Here is a 17,662-nt window from a genome sequence, read left to right as displayed (position 1 = left end):
GTTTTCACCTCCTTAAAATTAACCTTGGGTGTTATCATCATTTCGGTATTCTAAAATATCTCCAGGCTGACAATCTAAAGCCTTACAAATGCCCTCCAGAGTTGATAATCGGATCGCTTTTGCCTTCCCATTTTTTAATATAGAAAGATTAGCCATCGTAATTCCAACTCTCTCCGAAAGTTCAGTTACGCTCATTTTCCTTTTAGCCAACATTACATCAATATTGATTATAATCGCCATTTTACTCACCTCAGACCGTTAGTTCATTTTCTGATTTTATAGTAATAGCTTCTTGCAAAAGTCTTTGGAGAACAGCAGCAAAAACAGCTATGACCATTGGAGCAAGAATAAAGAGTGTTCCAACCAATATGACACCTGGGGCATCGTCTAACTCCGCAAAAATATAGAAGAAGGGCATGCCAACCACATATAAGCCACTGATTGTAATTGCACAGTATTTTATATTTTTTAGAACCTTCACAGATAATTCCGAGAATGCTTTGTTTTTGTCAATATAACCTAAAAGCTTAAAAGCCTGATACAATGCAACAAAAAAAGGTATTGCCGATGCGTACATAACTATTAAGATACCATATAGTACATAAGCAAACTCCGAACTTTCTGCTGCTTCTCTAGCTAAGATAGGCAAACCAAATATGCACAAACCAAGAATCGGAACTCCAATCAGAATAACAGCTAATTTTAAAAAGAGTGTTGATCCACGTTTCATCAAAAGCACCTCACTAATTTATTATCATATTGACTTTAACACATTATTTATTGTTTTACAATAATAAAATGTTGAATAATATTATATTATTGTTGTTTGAGGGATTGTTTTTTAGTGCGAGGGGGCAGGGATGAGGGGGCGATTTAGCGGGATGTGGATCTTGCAATCAAGTGAAGTGGATTGTGGTTCCGCTAAATAGGAGAAAAAGCCTTCATGTGGGGTTGAACGGTTCCTGGTTCCGTTATTTACCCAAAAACAACTAAAAATATGGCTGAAAAGGATGAATAGCGGAATGAGGATTACATAACACGATTAAAACAGGCTATTTTTAAGAAATAACGGAATGAGAATCCGCCAGATTAGTGGTCAATCCTGAACGGTTGGTTTTTTAGTGCAACAAGATGGAAAATACTCAGTTTTGTCTGTCTATTAATTAAATGAAAATGCCAAGCCAAACCCCGTTAATCATCGCAAGTATAAGGATGATTTTCTCATATGCAGAGACTTGATAATGATTTTCTATTTGCATTTTGAGGATTAAGAAAATCGCAGTCCCTACTATAGATAGCGCTCCAATCATTGCCCAGATACGATCGGCGCCCAGCCAGACAGCGCATAATCCAGCCAACGCGAAATATAACAGGGCGGGCAGACGACTGAATGCAGATCCAAACCTTTCAAAAGCCCAGACAACGCTTGTTTTTTTGATAGGGGAAGCGTTTCTATCAGCCTCTCGATCTGGTATATGATGAACCATTACCCAGGCCAAACAGAATAAGGCATTAATGAGTGCGTTTTGCAGCGCCCATATCGGGATTGCATCCAACGGCAGCCAGGCACCGGCAAGTCCGAGTATAAAAACAGACGGAAACATGGATAGCCACTCCCCAAAAAATGGACGGTAACTGAATTGAAATGGACGGAGCGAGTATGAAATGGCTCCCCATAGACCGATGGCTAGTAATAAAGCGACTTTAAAGTAACCAAATATGATTAATCCTACGACAATCAAACTTAGTGAAAAAATTAGCCATTTCCCCAACAGCCAGAGTGAAGAAGCAGATATAACACCAGTCTGAATAACACGACTACCACCTGACAAAATTGCCGGGCTATTTTGATCTGTTCCTGAATTATAGTCAGCGAAATCATTCAACACATGCGTCAATACACCGTGAATCAGGAAGGCACCGAATAGTAATAACAGGAATACCAAAAGTAGCCTGTTTTGTGAAATTGAATAATACAGGAATATGGGAAGAACCGTAGAAACTATCGTCGTAACGCTTGAAGAGACTACCGCTATTGATCGTAATAGAATCCAGCTATTTTTAATTGAGGCTAATATGGATTGATTCATGATCATTTTTAACTCCTTTTTCGTATATCGCTTCTGCTTTACACTATACCCTTTCTGGTAAGATATGAAAGCTATTATTTTTTGAAGGGTAAAGGGTGTCCGGTTATGAATAATTTCATTATTCATAACTACTATCGATTATTGTGGGAGAAAAGAGGCATGGTGAGGGGAAAGTAATAGAAATTTAATAATGTGAGGGCCATCCATCTAAAACGTAATTTTTTCTACTATTTATCATACTAATTATTAAATATGTTAAAATTAGGAAAGGAAATTAGTGGGAAAATATTAAAAGGGATTAGTAATAAGTTGGTAATTACTTAGTGAGAAGTAAATATCAATGATACTTAAGGGCGGTAGGGATGGAGTTTGAAGCAGTTATTATATATAACTGTGACGATTATAAGATAAATGAAAATGATTTTGAAAGAGAATTAATATATATTGATACATCTCGTAGCATTACATAAATTGATTGTTTTTTTGATAACCAAATATTGCATACACGGTAAAAACAGAAGTGATTCTAAAGACTTCTGTTTTTTGATGAGGAGGTTATGTAATGAAGAAGTTGGACAAATTTATATATGAATCTACAATTCCTGATTGCGAAAAAGATTATTATTTTGATGTATTGAAGAGTTTGCAAAAGGCGGAAAAAGAGGAACTAATAAGTCTATTTAAAAAGTCGAATAAAGAACATCGTGTCCTTCAAACTGGTAGATTAAACCAGGAATTACAGTCTCTAAAAATTAGAAACATAATTACGATAGGTGATTTGTCCTTATTAGAGCATACAATTGGTTTATTACCGAAATACCCTCATTTAGCAAAGCACATGCAGCAATTTTTTCAAAGCAGATCCATAATTTGAGTAATAGAGGTCCCGACTGTGTCGTAAATCCTTTTTTGTGTATAGCATTATTAATGGCTAACAAATTTTTGTACACCCATTCAGTTATTATAGTAAAAGGCTACATTGTAGCTATGCTTTTAAGTCAAAACTTTAAACACTATCAATTATACTATACAATTATAGTAATATAATTGATATTTCTAAAAATGATTTTACTAGAAAATTAAAAGGGGTTCATAAATTGAATGCATTGAAACTTGGTTGGATTGATTATTCAAGTGAACATAGGGACAAGGTGATGGCGGTGCTTCATGCACTTGCTGAACCTGGAGCGGTGGATGAGCTGGGAATTGGTTTGATTCGGGATGGTTTTGCAGATATTCTGTTTCCGGGTACTTCCACGATCCAGACACGGGCGAAGTATTTTTTAATTGTTCCATATTTATTAATGGAGCTGGAGAAAAAGAGTTTCCAGACACCAAAAGAACTTATTGACCAACTTGGTGAAGAAGAGGTTTCTTTAATCGAAACGTTAAATAAAGAGGATTCGAGTGGAGTAATCGGTGCTCGGGCTGGCAAGAAACTTAAGCGAAAGCCTTCTAATATTTATTGGAATGGTTTAAGGACATTTGAGATTTTTAAACATAGTTCCTTGTCATTGGACAATTATGCGAAAGCTGTTTTCAGGATGAAGAATAAGAAAGAGGCAGCAAAATCTTTTGGAAATGAGGAGTCAGATGAAGCTGGAACTATAAGTGGAGAGTATTCCAGTACGTTCTGGCGATGTATACTCCCTGAGTCTAATTGGAAATATAATCCTTCCATGGAACTTTCGTTTGATGAAGCGCACTTTTTAAAAGAACGGATTACGTCCGCCGAAAAATCGAAGGATAGTTTATTTTCCTATTTGTTATCGCAGGATTTCGATAAGCTTATAAAGATAGATGACTTTGATGCTATTGGAGAGATGTTTTCGTTACCTGATAATTTAATTGAAGATTATAATAGAGCGAAACGCTTTAATCAGTTTATTTCAGGGGCAAATATTCGCTACAACGTGATTCTGTCAGATGGTGAAAACAAAAAGGCTTTACAGAAATGGTCTGAGTGGTTTAACAGCTCGTTTGTTAAAGAAGAATTTGAATCCTTTAATTACATGAATGTCATTAATCGCCTACATATAAAGAACTCTAAGCTGATTATATTTCTTCGTGAATGGCAAAAAGCGGTTTTATCAGGGGATCTTACAACAATAGATAGGCTTATAATAAAGCGGGAAATTGAGCTTAAATCAAGAGACCGGGCAAAATTACAGAACTCTAAAATATTTACCTATGAGGATGGGGCTTGGGTTGGAACTCCTAAACTCCAATATCGTTTTAAGGATGCAAAAGTTATACTCGAGGATATATTTGCAGGTCTGGGGGATTACAATGCTTAAACCAGCTGAAAATCGGCTTAATTACTCTGAATTACTCACACCACCATCAGGGTACGAGGTTGAATTTGCAATCGGAACAACATATGCATTGGACTTACAGGCACTCGTTGGTGTTCCGTTGGCGCTAAGTCTGTCTGAGGAAATGGATCAAACCTTTCAAGATGATCCCATATATGTGCTTGAAGGGTTACGAAGAAGTGCAGATAAGTTTGCGATTTTTTGTGAAGCGGGGCAAATTAAAATACCACAGAACCAGAATTCGATATTCGCAATGATGGAAGATAGTGTTTTTGAAGTAGCCCTAGAAAATAATCGATCTTTTCACCCAAAAGTATGGCTGATTAAGTACCAGAATAATAACAACGACGTATTATACAGACTACTTGTGTTAACACGGAACCTAACGTTTGATCGGAGTTGGGATATTGCGATTGCGCTTGAAGGGAAGAGGACTAACAATAAAACCTATAAGAATAAACCACTAGCAGATTTTTTTCAGTACCTTGTAAATTTCACAGGAGAAGACGAGAAGCGAGGGAAAATCAAAAGCATTATTTCAGAACTGGACTATATACAATTTGATCCAGCAAATAAATATATCCCTGAATTTGATTTTTTTCCTCTTGGAATTACAGGGTACGGTAAAGCGGAAACAGGAATTTTTGAAAAATACCATCAGTTGATTGTCATATCTCCATTTATAAGTGAGAGCACTATTTCTGAACTAAACGAACTTGAATTAAGCAACGCTAAAAAGGTGTTAATTACAAGGAAAACAGAATTGCAAAAACTTACGGAACCGATGCTTTCGCATTTTGAGGTATTTACATTAAAAGATTCAGTCATTGATGGTGAGAGTGTTATAAGTGGGGATATTAATGAAGGTGAAATAACCGAGCTCCAGGATATTCATGCAAAGCTTTATGCCAGAACTAAATCTAATCAACATCATATTTATATCGGATCTGCGAATAGCTCAAGAAATGCATTTCATGGCAATGTTGAATTTTTAATCAAGCTAAAATATAAGAAACACGGATTTAGGATTACTGATTTACTGGAGGATATGTTTGGTGATGAGGAAAATCCTTTTGAAAGAATTGAAGTCATTCCAGAACAAGAAGAAGTAGAGTCCGACTTAGCAGACTTACTTCAGAAGGGAATAAAACAGCTTTGCAGAACTCAATCAAATGCGTTTGTTGTAAAAGATGATGACGATTATTCATTAAACGTAAGATTTGAAGATATTCCTGTAGGATGCGACTTTTCAATTGGTCCTCTGTTGAGTACAAAGGAGTTGCCTCTTCAGAAAGAAACTTCTTTTGAGAAATTGAGTTTATTAGAGCTAGGAAACTTTTATAAAATAACTGCAACAAAAGGTGGGGAAAAGGTCCAAAGAGTTATCAAGATTAAGACATATGGTATCCCTGAAGAACGTGAGAAGGAGATTTTTCGTTCGATTATTAAAGACTCACATACTTTTCTAAAATATGTTGCTTTTCTTTTATCGGATGATTTTTTATTATCCGTGTTAGAAAATCTGGAACAAAAGAATTCAGGTTCTGGTAATTGGGACATGGATACAGGAGACTATCCAGCACTTTATGAGAATATGCTCAAAACTGCTGCCCGTTCACCGGAAAAACTGGAAGATGTAGAAAACATAATTAACATTATTGAGAAAGAGGACATTATTCCAACTGAATTTCAGCATTTGTATCAAACTTTCATTCATGCAGCAAAGAAGGTGAAAAAATGATTAACTTAGTTCGAAAAGAAGAAGAAATTCTTTCTGGTTTGAAAGATTTTCAAAAAGCGACCGTTGATCGAGTTTATAGCTTATTTACGAATGAATTTAACCGTGTGTTAGTAGCCGATGAAGTAGGGCTTGGTAAGACAATGGTAGCTAGAGGGGTTATTGCTAAGATTGCTAGGTATCATGAAGAACGGTTACAAGATGATCTCTTTAAAGTTGTATATGTTTGTTCCAATTCCAATATTGCTGGACAAAACCTGGCAAAGCTTAAAATTGATCAACGAGTAACATTAGATGGGCTATCAGATACCCGTTTATCGATGCAGCATATCAAAATATTTGAAGATACGTTTGACCCTCAAATTAAAGAAAACTATATTCAGCTTATTCCACTAACTCCTTCGACGTCATTTGATATGACAGGTGGTTGCGGGAGTGTGTTAGAGAGAGCTTTAATCTATTCTGTGTTGAAAAGGTACCAACCTCTAGAACCCTATTTAAATGAATTTGATAAATTGATGACTGATAAGGCTACTGGTAGCTGGGAACAAAAAAAGGAAGAATACGGAGATCGAGTTGAGGCTTGTAATGAAAAAAGTGATGGGGAATATCTAAACGTTATGCTAGAGAAAGTGGATGAATTTTTTCAACAAGAACCTTTGTTACTTAATGAGATCGCCAACTTATCTGGTGTCATTCAACAAGAATGGGAACCAGGTAAAAGAGTGAATGGAGCAACAAGGGTTATTCAAAAGCTGCGAAAAATGATGGCAGAAATCAGTGTAGACTTGATTGATGCCGACCTTGTTATCATGGACGAATTTCAACGGTTTCCAGAATTGATTAATGCTGATGGGGAAAGCGAAACAGCTATGCTTGCCAGTAAATTTTTTAACAGTCCAAAAGCTGATGCCAATGATGTGAAGATATTACTATTATCTGCTACTCCTTATAAGCCTTATTCTACGCTTGAGGAGATATCAGAAACTGGAAGTGATGAGCATTATAAGGAATTTACGCAAGTTACTGACTTTTTATTTGAGAAGCATAAAGAACATAAACAGCAATTTAAAGAAGTTTGGAGAAACTTTTCCTATGCGTTAAGTCAAATTTCTGAACAAGATTTCTCAATGATAGTTGCGAAAAAGCAGGAAGCAGAGAATAGTCTCTATAAAGGGATTGCCAGAACGGAGCGTATTTTAGAAGAAGGTACGAATGAGATTACGGAAGCTTCCGTTGACAAAACTCCATTAGAGATTACCCAGGATGATGTTTCATCGTATATAGAAATGGATTCGCTGTTACAAGACATTGGACTAAAAGACAAGGTTCCCGTCGAATATGTGAAATCGGCTCCTTTTTTGATGTCATTTATGGATCGCTACAAACTGAAGCAAAAGATATCACAGAGTTTTATGGAGAATCCCGAAAATAACAAGTTAGCAAATAATCCTCTAATGTGGATTGATAAAAAAACGATAGATAGATATGGAAAGTTAAGAGAAACAAATGCTAGACTAACAAAATTAAAGGAAGTAGCCTTATCAAGAAATGCAGAGAGATTAATGTGGATACCTCCATCCTTACCATATTATGAATTTGACGGAGCTTACTCGGGCCAAAGCCGGTTTTCAAAGGTGCTTGTATTTTCTGCATGGGAAATGGTTCCACGAGCAATAGCGACGCTCCTCTCTTATGATGCAGAACGCAGGACAGTAGGTGAATTGGTCAAGCAAATCCCTAGAAAAAAGCGCTCAAAAGTGCACAAGTATTTTCATCCTAGACGCTTTCCCTCACCAAGATTAACATTTGTAATGAAGGATAACGAACCATCAAATATGAATCATTTATCACTTTTGTATCCTTCTGTTACATTGAAAAATTTATTTAATCCAATCGATGTGTTAAATAGGAATCTAACACTAGTTGAAATAAAGGATGAAATAAAAGATAAACTTCAACTTTTACTTGGCAAAATAGAATATGAGCCGAGTGATAACGTTTCTAGGCAAGATGAAAGGTGGTATTATTTTGCCCCTGTCATGTTTGATTTAGAGCAAGAAATCACTCAGGAATGGCTTAACAACGATTATCTGTTATCTACATTAGCTGACAACGAAGAAGAAATTCGTAGCGGAGACAAAGTTGCACTAGAAAAACACTTTGAAGAGTTAAGAAAAATCTTTCATAAAAATGAACTGCCTATACTTGGTAAACAGCCTGATGATTTATTGGATGTTCTAGCTAATATGGCGTTAGCATCTCCAGCAGTTTGTTCGTTGAGATTACTTGAGAATCCTGATAGCGACTCACTTCCTTATGCTGTTCAGCTAGCGAAGACTATAGTTGATCGTTTTAATACCCAAGAAGCAATTTCAATCGTTCAATTGGAGTATGGGAAAAAAGATAAAAATGCACATTGGAAAAACGTGCTCAAATATGGTGTATCAGGAAATATGCAGGCAATGCTTGATGAGTACGCCCATATGCTGCTTGAAGAAGGTGGGCTGAACAAAGTTGAAGAGCAGGAGCGTAATAAACAACTAATTAAGACTATGTCAAAATCATTAAATACGCACACAGCTAGTTACAATGTTGATACGTATCGAACGTTTAAAAATCGTGTCATGAATGATCAGAAAAAAGGAAATCAATATATTAAAATGAGAACCAATTATGCTGTTGGTTTCTATGATACTAGAAATGAAGATAACACACTTAATCGAAAAGAAAATATCAGACTCTCGTTTAATTCACCATTTCGACCATTCGTTCTGGCTACAACCTCAATTGGACAGGAAGGACTGGACTTTCATTATTACTGTCGAAAAATAATGCATTGGAATCTTCCGTCAAATCCAATCGATCTTGAGCAGCGCGATGGCAGGATTAACCGCTATAAGGGCCATAATATACGGCAAAACATCGCTAGTAAATACGGTGATGTTTCATTCACAAAAGATGTATGGCAGGAAATGTTTACTGCTGCAAACCAGATTGAAAGAGACTCTCAGACATCGGAATTAGTACCTTATTGGTCATTGGCAGGGCACCAAGATATCAATATTGAACGTATATTTCCGTTGTACCCACTTAGCAGGGATGGTGCTAAATATAATAGGCTTATGAAAATATTAGCACTATACAGATTAAGTCTCGGACAAGCGCGCCAGGAAGAATTACTAGACGATTTACAGAACAACAATTTTGATGAAGATCAGTTGAAGGATCTGTTTATGAATTTGAGTCCTTTTTCGAAGAAGTGATTGTCTAGTTTGATGGAAAAAATAATCAGGGGGATTTTATGAGGAGGATTGCTTTAATAAGCTGTACAAAAAGTAAACAAACATATCCGTGTCAAGCTAAGAAAATGTATCGTACTTCTAATCTTTTTACAAGAGCTGTTTCATACATTGAAAAACAAGAATATGATAACTGGTTTATCCTATCTGCTAAGCATGGTTTGCTTAATAAAGAAACAATAATAGACCCCTATGATATTACATTATTGTCTATGGATGCCAAACAGCGAAAAGTGTGGTCGTATAATGTATTTTTTCAATTAAGGACATTAAGTGATTGTGAATTTGATTTTTATGCAGGCTCCAAATACCGAGAGTACCTTATTCCTTTACTGAAAACAGAGGGTTTTATTTGTCGTATACCGGTACAAGGATTACCAATAGGTAAGCAACTTCGGTTTTATAAACAGGCCTTAAGTAATGATGATTAACAGGTTTTTTCAGATGTGCTGTTGAAAATAGTGAGGGGGGAGAGATATTTATGGAGGGAGCAGAGTTAGTTACTTCGATTGATGAAGTAATCATTAATGTAAAGCAGTTTAATAAAGATTTAGAAGAGGGGACGAATGTTGTTAGTCAGTTAACAATGTTTAAGCATTGGTATTACATTTCTAGCCTAGGTATGTTCGGTCCAAGTAAATATATTGGTTATAAAAATATGAACACTTTTAGATATAACCGTGGAAAAGGAAAGACAGGTATTGATACTGAAAAAGTTCTTACAAAATGGTTTATAAAACTTCCTACTAGTTCTAAAGACGAAAATATGTATATGGATAAATTGATCGGTTTACTTAATTCATATGATAAGAAAGTCAGAAGTAATTCCTGTATCCATATTCTTAAGTAGTGGGTGGTGTAATAATTAATGGATGCTTTCGAACTCAAAGAAAGAATAGATAATCTTACTATTTGGAAAAAAGGAGATCAACGGGCCCCACATAAACCGCTGTTAATTTTATTTGCTCTTAGCCAGATTCAGGCCACTAATTCAAGATTTCTACACTATGAATTTGTAAGAAATAAATTAATGGAGCTGTTAAGAGAATTTGGTCCTGTACGGAAAACCTATCATCCAGAAGAACCATTCGTACGATTGAAAAAGGATGGGATTTGGGAATTGAATGGTGCAGTGAATTATCAGAGCCCTAGTAACAAATATTTGCTTACTAATAACATTGCAGGTGGATTTACTCGTGAGGTTTATAATCTTTTAACTAAAAACCCGAATCTATTGCAGGAAATCGCCCAATCCATCTTAGATAAACATTTTCCGGATACCATTCATGAAGATATTATTGAAACAGTTGGTTTAGAGTTTAATTTTTATAAGCGGAAGAAACGTGATCCTTATTTTAGGGAGAAAATACTAAGAGCATATGGATATAGCTGCGCTGTCTGTGGATTTAACGTTCGGCTTGCACATACATTGGTAGGGATTGAAGCCGCACATATAAAATGGCACCAGGCAGGTGGACCTGATCAAGAAGAAAATGGATTAGCCCTTTGCTCACTACACCATAAGCTGTTTGATAGAGGTGTGTTTACGATTTCAAAAGATCGAAAATTGATCGTGTCCCAGGATGCCCATGGAACTAATGGTTTTAAAGAAATGCTGTTAGATTATCATGGTCTGATTATAAGAAAACCAATTGAACAGGTATACTACCCGAATAATTCTTATTTAGATTGGCATGTGCGTGAAGTATTTAAGGGACCGAAAAGATACATTATTTAGATTTATCCACCACAAAAACACTAGCCTAAAGCGGGTTAGTGTTTTTTAAAGAAGGATTTTTTTCATATAAGTAGAATTAATTAAGTACGAATTAAAACTTAATAGGGGGAGAAATGTGAAGAGAATAGGTCGTATCACTTTTTTATTACTATCCGTATTATTTATTGTTACGGCTTGTAGCAATAATGAAGCTAGCAGTAAAAAAGATACAAATCGTATGAAAACAGAGAATGTAAGTGATGAAAATTCGAAGTTAGATGAAACAAGTAATGGACCCACAAATGGGGTACCACAGAAGAATGTGGAAATTGTGTCTTATTGGCCAACTGAGGAATGGCGGAAAACCTCGCCCGAAAGCGTTTCTATGGATAGCTCTTTATTAATTGATATGTTCCAAAAAATTGAGGATGAGGACATACCGATGGAGGGTTTTATCGTTGTGAAAGATGGATATATCGTTGCTGAGAAATACGGAGGGAAATATAGTGAAGAAACGCCTCATCCAATATATTCAGTTACCAAAAGTTTAACCTCTGCTTTAGTAGGGATTGCAATAAACCAGGAAGAAATTAACAGTGTTGATGATAAAGCAATTAACTATCTGGAGGAAGATAAATTAACAGACTTAAACCAATGGAAAAAAGAGCTTACGATTGAAAGCTTTTTAACGATGAAGTCTGGACTTGATTTCCCTGAACAAACACAAGAAGGTTTTTACGAATCAGATGCTTGGAAGGAATTTATGGTGGGAGAAAACCCGGCGTACTTTATTTTTAATCGTTCAGTACGTGAAAATCCAGAATCCTGGAATTATAGTACTGGTGATGCTAGAGTTGTATCAAAAATAGTTCAGGAAGCTACTGGTGATAAGCTTTCCGATTATGCACAGCAAAAATTGTTTAATCCGCTAGGTATCTCAGATGTTGAATGGCCTTCTGACCGTTCTGGCACGTCACTTGGAGGTACTGGTGTGTTAATGAAACCGCGAGACGTTGCCAAAATTGGATACTTATATTTAAATGATGGAAAATGGGCAGATAAACAAATACTGCCTAAAGGCTGGGTGAAGGAAAGCACGATTCCTCACGGTGATACGAACGGTAACTTTGATGGGGATAAATATGGTTATTTCTTTTGGTTAAAACAGGTAAACGGTTATGATACGTTTAGGGGCATGGGATTATATGGGCAGTACATGGTTGTTGTTCCGGAATTGGACCTTGTTGTTGTTCAAACCTCATCTGGTATGGATGTTGACCCACTATTAGAAAAGTATATTATTCCGTCAGTAAATTAGGAGATATTGCTAGAATGCATTCACCAGTAAAAGGGAAAGCTCGATGTAATGAATGTAACAGCATGTGAAAGGAGACAGCTCAGATGAAATTAAGTGTATTGGATCAGGCACCAATATCAAGAAATTCCAATGCCAAAGAGACGCTGAATAATACATTAAAGCTTGCAAAAATAACAGAAGAGTTAGGGTATACAAGGTATTGGGTTGCTGAACATCATAATACAAATGGGCTGGCTAGCACATCGCCGGAAGTACTGATTACACGGATTGCATCGCATACAGAAACAATACGCGTTGGTTCAGGGGGAGTACTGCTTCCCCAATACGCTCCGTATAAAGTGGCGGAGAATTTTAAAACGCTTGAGGCATTTTTTCCGGATAGAATCGATTTGGGAGTTGGACGTTCCCCGGGTGGATCACAGACTACCCGGTTAGCATTGACCGATAGCCTGAATAAAAGCTTGCGAGATTTCCCAAGACAGTTAGCAGATTTGCAAGGTTTTTTGCATAATACGTTACCAAAAGAGCATCCGTATCGCATGGTAAAAGCGGCTCCGCGGTTGGATAATGTACCCCCAATATGGGTGCTGGGTCTGTCGGAACGAGGTGCTAAGAATGCTGCTGAATTAGGACTTGGTTTCGTATTTGGGCATTTTATTAAACCAGCGAATGGTCAAGCAGTTATGGAAGCATATCGAAGTAATTTCCAGTCCTCGCCAAGCCTTGATCAACCCAAATCGATGGTATGTATATTTGTCGTGTGCGCTGACACGGAAGAACAGGCAGAAGAACTGGCGTTGAGTCAGGACAAGTGGCTATTAAGTGTTGGTAAGGGAGCCGATACAAAGGTTCCTTCGATTGAGGAAGTAAAGAAGAAAAAATTCAGCGATGAAGAATTAAACGAAATCAAGAAAAACCGAGAGCGTTGTATTATTGGAACACCGGCAAAGGTAAAAAAAGAACTGAATCGCCTCAGTGAGTTTTATCAGACTGATGAATTTATGATCATAACAAACATTTATGATTTTGAAGCCAAGGTGCATTCTTACCGGTTGCTTGCAGAAGCGTTTGATATTGAAAGATGATGTAGGGAATGAAGTGAACATCTTCAAATATATTGACAGTATAAATCTATATACTTTTTAGAATAAGGTATCGAGTAGCTATAACTACTATACCTGCAACTACAGACCGCATAAAGAGCGGTTGACCAATATGATGTTGTAGCATAAGAAGTAATCGCTTGCCATTGGTACTGGGGGCGGTTACTTTTTTTCTAGAGGATTATCGGCGGGACAAGGTGCCTGACCCTAATGTCCCACCTAGAGTAATATTCGTTATATTGGACAACCTATTTTGGAGTATGGATTAAATAGGAGGGGGATGAGTTGATTGACTTATGTTCGTCTTGGTTATGTTGCTATGAGCGTGCATTTAGAAAATGCTTCACCGTCCAAAACGATGACGTACACCAGATTTTCAAAACTAGACGATAGGGATGCGGCTATCCGGAAATTGGAGCAAATCGCAGAAACGAATTTACATAATTGCCTCAGATTGCTGCGACATAATTTGGCACATGATATTGCTTTTTTTCGTCTATCCTCTAAGCTTATCCCTTTGGCTACTCACCCTGATCTCAAAGACTGGGATTATATTCAATCCGTGCGATCATCATTGGAAGAAATACAAAAATTTCTCACACGTAATCCTACTGTCAGGGTCGACTTTCATCCTGATCATTTTGTACTGTTGAATTCGCCTGGACCAGATGTTTTAAAAAATTCGATAAAAAGTCTGCGTATGCATTATAGGCTGTTGCAGGGAATGGGAGTTAATCCTGAACATCGCTGTGTACTGCACGTTGGCGGAGGATATGGAGATAAAGAAAAAGCGCTCGAGCAATTTATTCATAATTGGGCATTTGTGTCGCCTGACTTACAGAGCATGATCATTCTGGAAAATGACGATAAAGTCTTCACACTTTCCGATACCTTATATCTAAGTGAGAAGCTTGCTGTTCCGATGGTATTTGATTATCACCATTACCTTGCAAATCACACAGAAACAGAAAACTGGCGTGAGAACTGGGAGCGCATTGTTCAGACGTGGGAGCACTCGACATTACCTGTGAAAATGCATATTTCAAGTCCCAAGTCAGATAAACAATTTCGCGCCCACTCTGACTATGTGGACAGTGCAATGTTTATGGATTTTTTACGGGAAATAAAAGGAACTGTTTCAAAAATTGACTGTATGATTGAAGCGAAAAAGAAAGACGCTGCTTTATTTAAATTAATGGATGATATAAAAAAGTATCCTGAAATCGAAATCGTGGATGGAGGTAGTTTTCATATTACGTAGATAGAATTGTACTACATTGAGCACCTTCCTTTAAACAGGAGGTGTTTTTCTTTTTACCCGTGACATTTTTTAAAGGAATTAATGATTTTAAATAGAAATAATTTAGTAAATGAGAAGAAATGGCTGTTGTAAGCTTTAAACAAAATTATTTCTTATGGGAGGGAGAAAATGGCAAACAAAATTCAAAAAATCACACCAAATCTGTGGTTGAATTCCAGGCAGAACAGGCTACGAGGTATTATGTTTCAATTTTTGAAAACTCTATAATTGACGATATTAGTTACTATGGTAAAGAAGGGTTTGAAATTCACGGAATGAAGCAATTTCATTTATTGTCAATTGTGAGTCACAGGAAGAAGTAGATTACTATTGGGATAATCTTTCTGAAGGCGGGGATGAACAGGCACAACAGTGTGGTTGGCTTAAAGATAAGTTTGGTGTGTCCTGGCAAATAGTCCCGACGGTCTTAACAGAAATGTTAAAAGATCCAGACCCTGAAAAAGCAAGTAGGGTTATGTCAGCAATGCTGCAAATGAAGAAAATTAATATAAAAGCGTTGAAGGAGGCTAAAGGAGAATAGGGTTTTATTAACTGTACTTAATTAAACAACAGATATTAGAAAGTAAAAATGACTTGGATATTTCTCCAAGCCGTTTTTACGTGTTGCGTAACATTTAATTGGAACCTCAGTTTTGTAACTTACAAGTGCCACTGTTTAGAAATCAACCTCGTTTTTATTTACGTTTTCCTCGAAGTAATTACCCCAATGTGGCTGCGTTCCATCAATGTCTGTAAAATTATATATTTCGGAGAGTTGCCAGCTACTTAAAACGTTACCAGTAAATCGGTTAACATCTGGGTCTAGGGCAAGGTGTTTTATCGCTTCTCCGATATAAAAAGGAGTCTCAGAGGCAATAAAATGCTTTTCTACTTTTGCACCTTCCTGCCAGTTTTCCTCTGTTACGCCAAACAATTCGAGCATCGCTTCTGAACGGAGGAATCCAGGTGTTACTGCGACTGATGTTATTTTATGGTCTTTAAGGTCAGCAGCCATCGCCAGTGCCATGTGAATGTTAGATACTTTAGCTAGACTGTAGTAAAAGTTTCCACGGTATGTATAGTCTGTACCATCTGTAATTTCGATGATTAATCCTTTGTTGTTTTTCTTCATTAGCGGGACTGCATAATGAGAAGTAATAATGTGTGATTGAACTGCTTGTTTTTGTATTTGCAATCCGTCCTGCAAGTCATGCTCGCCAAATGTCTTTTCCCAGTTTGTAAGTGGGTCACCTCCCCAAATGTCGTTAATTAATATATCAAGCTGTCCATTTTGCTCTTTATTAATGCGATTGAATAAGTCCACGACTTGATTTTCCTCAGTGTGATCGACTTGTATAGGGATGCCGTGGCCACCAGCATCCGTAACTAATTCAGCAGTATCTTCAATTGTTTCTTTTCTTTGCATTGGTGACATTTCTTCTCTGGTGGATCTTCCTGTTACATAAACAGTCGCACCTGCTTCACCCAGTTTACTAGCAATTCCCCGTCCTGCTCCTCTAGTTCCACCAGCAACAACCGCGATCTTTCCTTTTAACGTACTCATATAATCATCCCTTTCAAATCAGTTACTAAAATTATATACTATTTAATATGACACCTTTTGTCATGATTGAAAAATAATTTTAGGAGTGGACTTATGAAAGCTGAGCGTTTAATAAGAATACTTATAATACTGCAGCATGGAGAAACGATTTCTACCAGGACATTTGCTAATGAATTAGAGGTGTCGGATAGAACTATTCATAGGGACATGGAATCCTTAAGTGTTGCAGGAATACCAGTATTTTCTGAAAGAGGAAAAGCAGGTGGATGGCGTCTTATTGATGAGTGGAAAAATAAACTGAGCTGGTTAACAGAAAAGGAGATTATATCTTTATTCCTGCCAGCTTCTGAAAAAGTTCTATCAGATTTAAATCTGAATATATCGACAGATGAGATGAAACAAAAATTGTTGTTATCCGTACCGAATCATGTACGGCAAAATGCTGCCAACTTATGGGAGCGCATATATATCGACACAGATACATGGCGTGGATTACAACAAAATATGAGATCTATGGAACCTATCCAACAAGCTGTTATGGAAAATAAAAAAGTAACAATGGAATATAAACAAGCGAATAATGAAATGAAAACATACATAATAAATCCACTTGGATTAGTCTTAAAAGGAAGTGCGTGGTATGTAATCGCTATTAATTCTCGAAATTCATATCGAAATTTCAGGCTCTCACGTATAATAAATTTTACTGTATTGGAAGAGTCATTTACTAGACCTGATGGATTTATCCTGTCACAGTACTGGCAAGAATCCAAGAGAGAGTTTATTCAGAATTTGCCTGCATATCAAGTGGAGGTTGAAGTCTCGCGACAAATCATTAAGCGGATTATGTTCACGGGCCGTTTTGTCAGACACTTACATGAATCAACGAAGGAGTCAAACAATGAATGGGTACAGTTAAGTCTTGAATTTCCAACTGAAGAAGAAGCAGTCAATTTCATCCTCGGATTTGGCAACCAAATAAGAGTTAATTCACCGGTGCATTTACAGAGCATATTAGCAAAAAAGGCAAATGAAGTTCTGGAGCTTTACAGCGGGACAGTAGGGACAGGTCCCTTGTCCCAGGCAGGTTATAAGTTCTGACAGGGGTTACCATGGAGTTTTGTTCAATACCGTGTGGAGCAGTAATGTTTACAAACAGAATATAGGCAAAAAACACAAGTTAGCGGGACAAGGTTCCTGTCCCTCATTGTCCCG

General features: G+C 36.9%; 17 protein-coding genes and 1 pseudogene. 14 read left to right on the top strand and 4 right to left on the bottom strand.

The window, feature by feature from the left end:
• Window positions 1-18: 18 nt before the first annotated feature.
• The 3 genes from ACE1TG_RS09475 to ACE1TG_RS09465 all read right to left on the bottom strand — a co-directional run bounded on the left by ACE1TG_RS09475 (window position 19) and on the right by ACE1TG_RS09465 (window position 2,090).
• Window positions 19-240, bottom strand: a complete 222-nt coding sequence (locus tag ACE1TG_RS09475) for a helix-turn-helix domain-containing protein (protein WP_375052130.1) — start codon at window positions 238-240, stop codon at window positions 19-21.
• A gap of 10 nt (window positions 241-250) precedes the next feature.
• Window positions 251-730, bottom strand: coding sequence for a DUF2975 domain-containing protein (locus tag ACE1TG_RS09470; RefSeq protein ID WP_375052129.1), 480 nt, complete (start codon window positions 728-730; stop codon window positions 251-253).
• A gap of 433 nt (window positions 731-1,163) precedes the next feature.
• Complete coding sequence (locus ACE1TG_RS09465; RefSeq protein ID WP_375052128.1) at window positions 1,164-2,090, bottom strand: prenyltransferase; 927 nt, start codon at window positions 2,088-2,090, stop codon at window positions 1,164-1,166.
• 562 nt (window positions 2,091-2,652) lie between these two features.
• Between ACE1TG_RS09465 and ACE1TG_RS09460 the strand changes: the two genes are divergently transcribed.
• The 13 genes and pseudogenes from ACE1TG_RS09460 (at window position 2,653) to ACE1TG_RS09400 (ending at window position 15,424) form a co-directional block, all read left to right on the top strand.
• Complete coding sequence (locus ACE1TG_RS09460; protein WP_375052127.1) at window positions 2,653-2,964, top strand: hypothetical protein; 312 nt, start codon at window positions 2,653-2,655, stop codon at window positions 2,962-2,964.
• 223 nt (window positions 2,965-3,187) lie between these two features.
• Entirely contained in the window at window positions 3,188-4,387 is a 1,200-nt protein-coding gene (locus tag ACE1TG_RS09455) for a DUF6361 family protein (RefSeq protein WP_375052126.1), read from the top strand.
• Entirely contained in the window at window positions 4,380-6,146 is a 1,767-nt protein-coding gene (locus tag ACE1TG_RS09450) for a phospholipase D family protein (RefSeq protein ID WP_375052125.1), read from the top strand. The genes ACE1TG_RS09455 and ACE1TG_RS09450 overlap by 8 nt, the downstream gene beginning before the upstream one ends.
• Window positions 6,143-9,409, top strand: coding sequence for a helicase C-terminal domain-containing protein (locus ACE1TG_RS09445; RefSeq protein ID WP_375052124.1), 3,267 nt, complete (start codon window positions 6,143-6,145; stop codon window positions 9,407-9,409). Before ACE1TG_RS09450 ends, ACE1TG_RS09445 begins: the two co-directional genes overlap by 4 nt.
• A 38-nt stretch (window positions 9,410-9,447) precedes the next feature.
• Window positions 9,448-9,876, top strand: a complete 429-nt coding sequence (locus ACE1TG_RS09440; RefSeq protein ID WP_375052123.1) for a DUF6884 domain-containing protein — start codon at window positions 9,448-9,450, stop codon at window positions 9,874-9,876.
• Window positions 9,877-9,926: 50 nt separating this feature from the next.
• Window positions 9,927-10,295, top strand: coding sequence for a hypothetical protein (locus ACE1TG_RS09435; RefSeq protein ID WP_375052122.1), 369 nt, complete (start codon window positions 9,927-9,929; stop codon window positions 10,293-10,295).
• A gap of 18 nt (window positions 10,296-10,313) precedes the next feature.
• Window positions 10,314-11,183: a phosphorothioated DNA-binding restriction endonuclease gene (locus tag ACE1TG_RS09430; RefSeq protein WP_375052121.1), complete on the top strand. Its 870-nt coding sequence runs from the start codon at window positions 10,314-10,316 to the stop codon at window positions 11,181-11,183.
• Window positions 11,184-11,298: 115 nt separating this feature from the next.
• A complete protein-coding gene (locus ACE1TG_RS09425; protein WP_375052120.1) occupies window positions 11,299-12,480 on the top strand; it encodes a serine hydrolase domain-containing protein in 1,182 nt (393 codons plus the stop codon).
• Between the two features lie 83 nt (window positions 12,481-12,563).
• Entirely contained in the window at window positions 12,564-13,565 is a 1,002-nt protein-coding gene (locus tag ACE1TG_RS09420) for an LLM class flavin-dependent oxidoreductase (RefSeq protein ID WP_375052119.1), read from the top strand.
• Between the two features lie 307 nt (window positions 13,566-13,872).
• Entirely contained in the window at window positions 13,873-14,844 is a 972-nt protein-coding gene (gene uvsE, locus ACE1TG_RS09415) for a UV DNA damage repair endonuclease UvsE (protein ID WP_375052118.1), read from the top strand.
• Window positions 14,845-14,963: 119 nt separating this feature from the next.
• On the top strand, window positions 14,964-15,206 hold the full coding sequence (locus ACE1TG_RS09410) for a hypothetical protein (RefSeq protein ID WP_375052117.1): 243 nt from the start codon (window positions 14,964-14,966) through the stop codon (window positions 15,204-15,206).
• Window positions 15,176-15,241, top strand: a pseudogene (locus tag ACE1TG_RS09405) (VOC family protein); the annotation flags it as partial. The gene ACE1TG_RS09410 and the pseudogene ACE1TG_RS09405, both read left to right, overlap by 31 nt.
• 42 nt (window positions 15,242-15,283) lie before the next feature.
• Window positions 15,284-15,424 (top strand): hypothetical protein, encoded by a 141-nt coding sequence (locus tag ACE1TG_RS09400; protein ID WP_375052116.1) that lies wholly within the window; start codon window positions 15,284-15,286, stop codon window positions 15,422-15,424.
• 135 nt (window positions 15,425-15,559) lie between these two features.
• Here ACE1TG_RS09400 and ACE1TG_RS09395 read toward each other — a convergent pair whose 3' ends face one another.
• Window positions 15,560-16,447, bottom strand: a complete 888-nt coding sequence (locus tag ACE1TG_RS09395) for an SDR family oxidoreductase (protein ID WP_375052115.1) — start codon at window positions 16,445-16,447, stop codon at window positions 15,560-15,562.
• A 93-nt stretch (window positions 16,448-16,540) separates the two neighbouring features.
• On the opposite strand from ACE1TG_RS09395, the gene ACE1TG_RS09390 reads away from it, so the two are divergent.
• Entirely contained in the window at window positions 16,541-17,548 is a 1,008-nt protein-coding gene (locus ACE1TG_RS09390; protein ID WP_375052114.1) for a helix-turn-helix transcriptional regulator, read from the top strand.
• The last annotated feature ends 114 nt before the right edge of the window (window positions 17,549-17,662 follow it).

The organism is Virgibacillus sp. JSM 102003, assembly GCF_041949995.1.
Classification (GTDB): domain Bacteria; phylum Bacillota; class Bacilli; order Bacillales; family Amphibacillaceae; genus Lentibacillus.
This window is presented reverse-complemented; position numbering and strand designations above follow the sequence as displayed.